7 protein-coding genes are annotated in these 7,783 nt (G+C 75.5%); 6 read left to right on the forward strand and 1 reads right to left on the reverse strand.

Translation table 11 applies throughout. The annotated features are described in order from the left end of the window. Positions 1–114 precede the first annotated feature (114 nt). The 5 genes from L7D48_RS22780 to L7D48_RS22800 all read left to right on the forward strand — a co-directional run bounded on the left by L7D48_RS22780 (position 115) and on the right by L7D48_RS22800 (position 6,461). Complete coding sequence (locus tag L7D48_RS22780; RefSeq protein ID WP_237881950.1) at positions 115–615, forward strand: cobalamin B12-binding domain-containing protein; 501 nt, start codon at positions 115–117, stop codon at positions 613–615. Next, a complete protein-coding gene (locus L7D48_RS22785; RefSeq protein WP_237881952.1) occupies positions 612–1,943 on the forward strand; it encodes a methylaspartate mutase in 1,332 nt (443 codons plus the stop codon). The genes L7D48_RS22780 and L7D48_RS22785 overlap by 4 nt, the downstream gene beginning before the upstream one ends. Beyond that, entirely contained in the window at positions 1,940–3,943 is a 2,004-nt protein-coding gene (locus L7D48_RS22790) for an FAD/NAD(P)-binding protein (RefSeq protein WP_237881954.1), read from the forward strand. Before L7D48_RS22785 ends, L7D48_RS22790 begins: the two co-directional genes overlap by 4 nt. Then, a complete protein-coding gene (locus L7D48_RS22795) occupies positions 3,940–5,631 on the forward strand; it encodes an AMP-binding protein (RefSeq protein WP_237881956.1) in 1,692 nt (563 codons plus the stop codon). The genes L7D48_RS22790 and L7D48_RS22795 overlap by 4 nt, the downstream gene beginning before the upstream one ends. Positions 5,632–5,729: 98 nt before the next feature. After that, positions 5,730–6,461, forward strand: coding sequence for a maleylpyruvate isomerase family mycothiol-dependent enzyme (locus tag L7D48_RS22800; RefSeq protein ID WP_237881958.1), 732 nt, complete (start codon positions 5,730–5,732; stop codon positions 6,459–6,461). A gap of 84 nt (positions 6,462–6,545) precedes the next feature. Here the strand turns inward: L7D48_RS22800 and L7D48_RS22805 are convergent, their stop codons facing one another. Next, the gene (locus tag L7D48_RS22805; RefSeq protein WP_237881960.1) at positions 6,546–7,136 is read right to left on the reverse strand and encodes a CGNR zinc finger domain-containing protein; all 591 of its coding nucleotides are present in this window, start codon (positions 7,134–7,136) and stop codon (positions 6,546–6,548) included. Positions 7,137–7,281: 145 nt separating this feature from the next. Here L7D48_RS22805 and L7D48_RS22810 point away from each other — a divergent pair, with 145 nt between their 5' ends. Next, positions 7,282–7,746 (forward strand): VOC family protein, encoded by a 465-nt coding sequence (locus L7D48_RS22810; protein WP_237881962.1) that lies wholly within the window; start codon positions 7,282–7,284, stop codon positions 7,744–7,746. The last annotated feature ends 37 nt before the right edge of the window (positions 7,747–7,783 follow it).

Here is a 7,783-nt window from a genome sequence, read left to right on the forward strand (position 1 = left end):
GGCCCCGGTCCGGCCGCCGCGCCCGGCGCACCCCGCCCAGCACACCCCGCCCAGCACACCGCACGTCCATCACGCCACGTCACGACACGTCTCACCACGGGAGATACGCACATCATGTCCGCTGCCGCCCCTACGGTGATCACCCCGGAGCCGCTTCCGGGCACCACCGGCCCCCTCCGGGTGCTGGTATCCAGCGTCTCCTCCGACTCCCACACCTGGAACCTGGTCTTCCTCCAGCTCCTGATCGAGGAGTACGGCCACCGCGTCACCAACATCGGCGCCTGCGTCCCGGAAGACCTCCTGATCGCCGAGTGCCGGCGCCACCGCCCCGACATGGTGGTCATCAGCAGCGTCAACGGGCACGGGCACCTCGACGGCCGCCGCCTCATCGCCCGGCTGCGCGCCGAGCCCGACCTGGCCGACCTGCCCGTGGTCATCGGGGGCAAGCTCGGCACGCGCGGGGCCGAGGGCGGCAGCCACGTCCGGGCGCTGGTCGAGGCGGGGTTCGACGCGGTCTTCGAGGACTCCGTGAGCATCGGCGAGTTCCGCCGCTACCTCGCCGCGCCCGACGCCCGCACCCTGCGCGGACCGGCCCCCGCGGCCCTGGCCCTGTGAGCGCAGCCGTCGGGCGCACCGGCCCCACCGGCTCGTTCGCCGCCGCGGTGGCCGCGGCGCACTCGGCCGGTGAGCTGGTGGTCCAGCCGCGCATGGGGTTCCCGACCGTGGAGCAGATGGGCTTCGGCCTCGGCGCCGTCCGCGGCGCCCGCGCCCGCACGGTGGGCACCATCACCCTGGACAGCTACACCCGGGTCGGCGACCACGCCTCCGCCGCGCGGGCCCTGGAGAGGGGCGAGGACCTCAACGGCTTCCCCATCGTCGCCCACGGGGGCCGAACGACCCGCGAGATGATCGCGGCGGCCGGCGCCGGGGACTTCGCGATCCAGGTGCGCCACGGCTCCCCGCTGCCCCTGGGCATCGTCCGCGCCCTGATCGACGCCGGCCTCGACGCCACCGAGGGCGGGCCGGTCTCCTACTGCCTGCCCTACAGCCGCACCCCGCTGGCCGAGGCCGTCGAAGCCTGGGCCCGCAGCTGCGAGATCCTGGCCGAGCGGGTGCCCGGCGCGCACCTGGAGAGCTTCGGCGGCTGCATGCTCGGGCAGTTGTGCCCGCCGAGCCTGCTGGTGGCCCTGTCCGTGCTGGAGGGGATCTTCTTCCGCCGGCACGGCCTGCGCAGCGTCTCGCTCAGCTACGCCCAGCAGACCAGCTTCCCCCAGGACGTGGCGGCGCTGGCCGCGCTGCGCCGGCTGGCCGGGGAGTACCTGGGGGACACCGACTGGCACGTGGTGCTCTACACCTACATGGGCGTCTTCCCCCGCACCGTCCCCGGCGCCCTGGCCCTGCTGCGCGAGAGCGCGCGCCTGGCCGCGCTCACCGGCACCGAGCGGCTCATCGTCAAGACGTCGGCCGAGGCGCACCGCATCCCCACCGTCGAGGACAACGTCCACGCCCTGGAGACGGCCGGGGAGGCGGCCCGCACCGCGACCGCCTCCCCGGCCGACCGGCCCGAGGAGGGCGAGGCGGAGCAACTCCTGGGCGAGGCACGGGACATGGTGGAGGCCGTCCTGGAGCTCCACTCCGACATCGACCGCGCGCTCCCGGCCGCGTTCGCCCGCGGTTACCTCGACGTCCCCTACTGCCTGCACGCCGACAACGCCCAGCTCGCCCGCAGCCACATCGACCGGCGCGGCCGGCTGCGGTGGTCGTCGGCCGGCCGCATGCCCGTCCGGGACGTGCCCGGCGGCACGGCGGCCTCGGTCGGCGCCGAGGAACTGCTCGGAATGCTCTCGCACGTGCAGAACACCTTCGACCGCGCGGCGCTGGACCCCGCGGCGTCGCGCGATCCCCTGCCGGCCGCGGGCCGGACCCGACAGGAAGCGAAGTGAGGACAGTGACCAGACTCTCCAACGACGATCCGCGACCGCTCACCGTCGCGGTGATCGGCACCGGCCCGCGCGGACTGTCCGTGCTGGAGCGGCTCGCCGTCCGGCTGCGGGAGGAGCCCGCACCGCGCCGCAGGCTGCGCGTCTACGCCGTCGACGCGGTGGAGGTCGGGGCCGGCCGGGTGTGGCGCACCGACCAGCAGGACTGGTTCACCATGAACACCGTCGTCGGCCAGGTGACCATGTACTCCGGGGAGCCCGACGGCGGCCCCGCCCGGCCCGGCGCGGGCCCCAGCCTGGGCCAGTGGATAGCCGAGCGCGCCCGCACCCACGGCGAGGAGCCCCTCGGGCCCAACGACTACGCCTCCCGGCTGCGCTACGGGCAGTACCTGCGCTCGGTCTACGACACGATCGCCGAGCACCTGCCCGGGGAGGCCGAGCTGGTCCCGGTGCACGACCGGATCGTGAGGGTGCGCCCGCGCCCCGAGGGGGGATACCACCTGGAGCGCGAGGGCGACCCCGCGCCGCTCGGGGTCGACCGGCTCGTCCTGGCCACCGGGCACCCCCGCAACGAGCCCGACGACTTCGAGCGGGAGATGCTCGGCTTCGCCGCCGGCCGCCCCGGCGTCCACTACCTGTGCGGCGACTCCGCCGCCGACCTCGACCTGGACCCGGCCACCATCCCGCCGGGCACGACCGTGGGCGTCCTGGGCATGGGGCTGTCCTTCTACGACGTGATGGTCGCCCTCACCCTCGGCCGCGGCGGCGCCTTCACCACCCTGCCCGACGGCTCCATGCGCTACCGGCCCAGCGGACGCGAGCCGCACATCGTCGCCGGCTCCCGCAGCGGACTGCCGATCCCGGCGCGCGGAAGGAACCAGAAGGAGCCCCACCACAGCCACCGCGCGCTCTTCCTCACCCCGCACGCCGTCGAGCAGGCGCGCAAGCGGCGCCTGGCGGAGACCGGCAGCCCCCGCCTGGACTTCGACGAGGACGTGCTGCCCCTGCTCCTGCGGGAACTCGACCACGTCTACTGGACGGCCCACGTCACCGCCCGCGAGGGGAAGGAGGCGGGCGAGAGGTTCGCCGAGCGCCACGCCTCCGTGCTGCTGACCGGCGGCGACCCGGCCGAGTTGCTGCGCGAGGCGGGGCTCGGCGAGACCCCCGCCCTGGACCTGCGGAAACTGGCCCGCCCCTTCGGCGACCGGCACTTCCGCGACCCGCGGGCCTTCCGCGCCGAACTCCTGGACGTCATGCGGTGGGACCTGTCCGAGGCCGACCTGGGCAACGGCGAGGGCCCGCTCAAGGCCGCCCTGGACGTCCTGCGCGACATCCGCAACGTGGTCCGGGAGGCGGTCGACTACGGCGGGCTGCGCCCCTCCTCCCACCAGGAGGCGTTCCTGCGCCGCTTCCTGCCGGTCAACGCCCTGCTGTCGGCCGGGCCTCCCCGGTACCGGGTCCGGCAGCTGGTGGCGCTCATCGAGGCCGGCGTCGTCGAGGTCGCAGGCCCGGCCACCACCTACACCGCCGACGAGGAGGCCGGCGGCTTCCGCGTCGCCTCCCCGCGGGTGCCCGGTTCCGCCCGGATCGCGCAGGTGCTGATCGACGCCCGCATCCCCGTCCCCCACCTGCGCCGCGACACCTCCCCCCTGGTCCGGGGGCTGCTGGCCGACGGGCTGGTCTCGGAGTACGTGGTCGAGGACTCCGTCCACGGGGAGCGGTTCGAGTCCGGCGGGCTGGCCGTCACCCGCGCCCCGTTCCATGTCGTGGACGCCGGCGGACGGGTCCGCACCGACCTGTACGCGCTGGGCATCCCCACCGAGCACACCCGCTGGTTCACCCAGGTCGGCAGCAGCCGCCCGGGGATGCGCACCCTGTTCTACCGGGACGCCGACGCCATCGCCGCGGACCTGCTCGCCGGCGGCCCGCCGCAGGACCGCCCCGCCGGACGGGCGCTGGTCGGCGCCGCCTCGGGCGCACCGGCCGAAGGGGGGCGGGCGTGACGTTCAGCGCGCCGGGGCTGCTGTTCAAGCAGGCCCGCGACACCCTCCTGCGGCACCGGGAGGACCTGGAGGCCGCCCGCCGGGAGTTCGCCTGGCCCCGGCCGGAGACCTTCAACTGGGCACTGGACTGGTTCGACCCGATGGCGCGGGACAACCACCGCCCCGCCCTGCGGGTGGTCGGCGAGGGGGAGGACGCCGAGCTGTCCTTCGCGCAGCTCTCCCGGCGCTCGGACCAGGTGGCCAACTGGCTGCGCGAGCAGGGCGTGCGCCGCGGCGATCCGGTGCTGGTGGTGCTGGACAACCGGCCCGCCCTGTGGGAGACGGTGCTGGCCTCGATCAAGCTCGGCGCGGTGGTGGTGCCCACCTACGTCACGGCCTCGCCGGCCGAACTCGCCGACCGCCTCGACCGCGCCGGGATCCGGCACGTGGTGGCGGAGGCCGCCCTGGCCTCCCGGTTCGAGGGCCTGCCCGGGCGGTGGAGCAGGATCGCGGTGGGCGGCGAGCCCGCGGGCTGGACCGGCTACCGGCACTCCCGCTCCGCGCCGGAGGACTTCCGGCCGGATGCCGCTACCCCCGCCGGCGACCCGCTGTTCTGCTACTTCACCTCGGGCACGACCTCGCTGCCGAAGATGGTCCTCCACACCCACCTGAGCTATCCCGTGGGCCACCTCTCGGGCATGTACTGGAACGGCCTGCGGCCCGGCGACGTCCACCTCAACATCTCGGCGCCGGGCTGGGCCAAGCATGCCTGGAGCTCCTTCTTCGTCCCCTGGAACGCCGAGGCCCAGGTCGTCGCCCTGGCGGCCGGGCACAGCGGTCCCGAGCGCGTGCTGGAGGTACTGCGCGGCCGGGGGGTGACCTCGTTCTGCGCGCCGCCCAGCGTGTGGCGGGCGCTCGTGCGGCACGGCGTCGGGCCGCGCCCGCCCGCGCTGCGCGAGGCCACCAGCGCCGGGGAGCCGCTGGACCCGGAGGTCTTCCGCACGGTGCGGGAGGCCTGGGGCGTCGGCGTCCGCGACGGCTACGGCCAGACCGAGACCACCGGGCAGCTGGGCACCCCGCCCGGGCGCGCCCCGGTGCCGGGCCGCATGGGCTGGCCGATGCCCGGCTACCGGGCCGTCGTCGTCCACCCCGAGACGGGCGACCGGCTGCCCCCGGGGGAGACCGGCGAGCTCTGCGTGGACCTGGCGGACCGGCCCGTCGGCGTGATGGCCGGGTACGCGGGCGACGAGCGGCGTACGGCGGCCGCCTTCGCCGGCGGCCTGTACCACACCGGCGACCTGGTGGTGGAGGCGGAGGACGGGAGCTTCGGCTACGTCAGCCGGGCCGACGACATGTTCAAGTCCTTCGACCACCGCATCTCCCCGCTGGAGCTGGAGCGCGTGCTGCTGCACCACCCCGCGGTCGCCGACGCGGCCGTCGTGCCCCACCCCCACCCGATCGGGCAGTGGGTGGCCAAGGCGTTCGTGGTCCCCGCGACCCTCCACTGCGGCGACCGGTCCATGGCGCAGGCCCTCTTCGAGCACCTCGACAGGGAGCTGCCCCCGCAGAAGCAGGTGCACCTGATCGCCTTCGCCGACCGGCTGCCGCGCACCGCCTCGGGGAAGGTCCGCCGGGCCGAACTGCGCGAGCGCACCGGGACCGCCGACTTCCGGCGGGAGCGTCCCGGCGCGGTGACCGCGGCGGGATGAGCCGGGAGCGGGCCGGGGCCGTCCGGCGCGGGCCGGGCGGCTCCCGGCGCGGCGTCCCGGTACGACACCTCAGCACGAGCCCATACGACGGAGAGAGCATGGACACTTCCGCGCCGGCCGGCACCGCCGCCCTCATCGCACGCGTCGCCGCCGCTCAGGAGGGGCTGCGGGCCACGGTGGCCTCGCTCGGCGACGCGGGCCTGGCCGCGGCCTCGGCGCTGCCCGGCTGGACCCGGGGCCACGTCTGCGCCCATGTGGCGCGCAACGCCGACGGGATGCGCAACCTCCTGACCTGGGCGCAGACCGGCGTCCCCCGCCCGATGTACGCCGACGGCGGAGCCCGCGAGGCCGACATCGAACGGGACGCGCACCGCCCGGCCGCCGCGCACCTGGCGGACCTGGCCCGCTCCGGGGACGGGTTCGTCGAACACGCCCGGCGGCTGGACGGCGAGGCGTGGGCGGCCGAGGTCGTCCTGCGCAACGGCGACCGGATGCCGGCCCGCATGCTGCCAGGGCACCGGCTGCGCGAGGTGCTGATCCACCACGTGGACCTGGCGGCCGGGTACTCACCGGCCGACTGGCCCGAGGAGGAGGCGCGGTTCCTGCTGGACTCCCTGGCCTCGGCCTGGTCCGGCCGCGGTGACTGCCCACCTCTGGAACTGCGCGCCTCGGACACCGGGCAGCGGCTCGCCACGGGGGCCGGCCCCGGCTCCCCGGTGCGGGTGGACGGTCCCGCCCACGCGCTCGCGGCCTGGCTGGCGGGCCGCGGCCGGGGCGGCGGACTGCGGTGCTCCCGCGGCGAGGTCCCCGCGCTGCCCGCCTGGATGTGACCGGCCGGGAAGGCCGCGGCGGTCCACGGCGGCCCGCACCGGGCGTCCCGGTGCGGGCCGCCGTCCTCGCGCCCGGAGTTCCCGCTACCGGCCCTCGCGGCGGTGGGTGCGCGCGTAGTGCCGTGAGGCCTTGGCGCGGTTGCCGCAGCCGGACATGGAGCACCAGCGGCGGGTGCCGTTCCTGGAGACGTCGTAGAAGTGCAGGACGCACTCGTCGTTGGCGCACGCCCGGATGCGGTCGGGGGCGGTGCCCACCAGGCGCAGGTAGTCGTCGGCGGCCAGCCAGGCGGCCAGCCAGGCCGGATCGTCGGTCTCGGCCCGTTCGACCGGGCCCTCGGGGCCCAGGCTGCGCAGGACGCGCCCCCGCGCCAGGACGGCGTTGAGCCCTTCCCTGGCGCGTCCGTCGCCGGGGTCGGTGACGACGGCCTGAAGCGCCTCGCGGGCGCTGAGGGCGGCCGTCAGGGCGGCCGGTGTGGCGCCGGCCCTCTCCAGCAGGCCGTGGCCGGCCAGCCACACGCCGAACCCGTCGAGGTCCTCCAGCAGATCGTGCCGGATCCCGCCGTCGACCCACCGGGTGTTGAGCAGGTCCAGGCTGAGCGGTTCGCCCAGGAGGGGTCTGGGGTCGGGGCCGGACGCCCCGGACGGAGGACCCGTGTCTCCCGCGTCGACACCCATACGAGCTCCTTCCGTCGGCTGTTCGCCACCCAGCCTAACCGGCTATCGCCCGATAGGGAGTTGCACCCTCCAAACCTAACCACTAAAGTCCAGATCAACGGTTAGTCCGGGATGGCCCCGGGCGCCGCGTTGGAGGTATTCCGTCATGTCCGCAACCGCCGCTCCCGCCGCCCTGCAGACCGGGCACATCGGTCTGAACGTCACCGACCTGGACCGTTCGCTGGACTTCTACCGCAAGGTCTTCGGCTTCGAGGTCCAGGGAGAGGGCCGCGAGTCCGGCCGCGCCTTCGCCTTCCTCGGCCGCGAGGGCCGCCTCATGGTGACCCTGTGGCAGCAGAGCGAGGGCGCGTTCGCTCCCGGCGTGCCCGGCCTGCACCACCTGTCCTTCCAGGTGGAGACGGTCGAGGAGGTTCGCTCGGCCGAGGAGGTCCTGCGCAGCCTGGGCGCCGAGTTCAAGTACGACGGCGTCGTCCCCCACGGCGAGGGCGCCGCCTCCGGCGGGATCTTCTTCACCGACCCCGACGGCATCCGGCTGGAGATCTACGCCCCGACCGGCGCCGACTCCGCCGCGGCCCCCGTCGCCTCCGCCCCCACCTGCGGCTTCTTCTGAGCCGCCACCACACGGCCGGGCGGCCGCCGTCCCCCTC

Origin of the sequence: Streptomyces sp. ICN903, assembly GCF_022015835.1 — a bacterium.
GTDB classification, from domain to species: Bacteria; Actinomycetota; Actinomycetes; order Streptomycetales; family Streptomycetaceae; genus Streptomyces; species Streptomyces fenghuangensis.